This window comes from Mesorhizobium sp. M2E.F.Ca.ET.219.01.1.1 (genome assembly GCF_004016445.2).
Classification (GTDB): Bacteria; Pseudomonadota; Alphaproteobacteria; order Rhizobiales; family Rhizobiaceae; genus Mesorhizobium.
In genome coordinates this window covers 1-529 of sequence record NZ_SADT02000037.1, presented here as the reverse complement: position 1 = coordinate 529, position 529 = coordinate 1, and the positions used below count along the sequence as shown (strand labels likewise).

Sequence of the window (529 nt, the reverse complement as noted above, 5' to 3'; positions counted from 1 at the left end):
TGCCGGTCTCCTCGGACCCGCCGGGAACCTGCTCGTAGATGTGCTTGCCGACATCGGCAAGCGTCAGCCCGCCGATCGACCAGTTGCCGGAAGCGTCGGTGGTCGTCGTGCGGTCGCCCGCGCTGAAGTCGCCGCTGTTGTCGTCGTCGATGAAGATCGTCACCGGGCCGTGTGTCCACGCGACGTCGTCCGCCGTCTTGCCGTCGCCGGTCAGGTCCTCGTACTTCGTGCCCGAGATCGAGAAGTTGCGGAAGTTGGTGAAGTCGTTGCCGGTGTCGGTGCCGCCGCTGCCGGGGTTGTCGATGGTCTGCACCAGGATGCCGGTCTCCTCGGACCCGCCGGGAACCTGCTCGTAGATGTGCTTGCCGACATCGGCCAGCGTCAGCCCGCCGATCGACCAGTTGCCGGAAGCGTCGGTGGTCGTGGTGCGGTCGCCCGCGCTGAAGTCGCCGCTGTTGTCGTCGTCGATGAAGATCGTCACCGGACCATGCGTCCACGCGACGTCGTCCGCCGTCTTGCCGTCGCCGGT

The 529-nt window shown here is 67.1% G+C and carries 1 protein-coding gene; it reads right to left on the bottom strand.

The annotated features are described in order from the left end of the window. Positions 1-529, bottom strand: a 529-nt coding sequence (locus EN862_RS36430; protein WP_210235703.1) for a hypothetical protein, incomplete at both ends; no start/stop codon positions are given.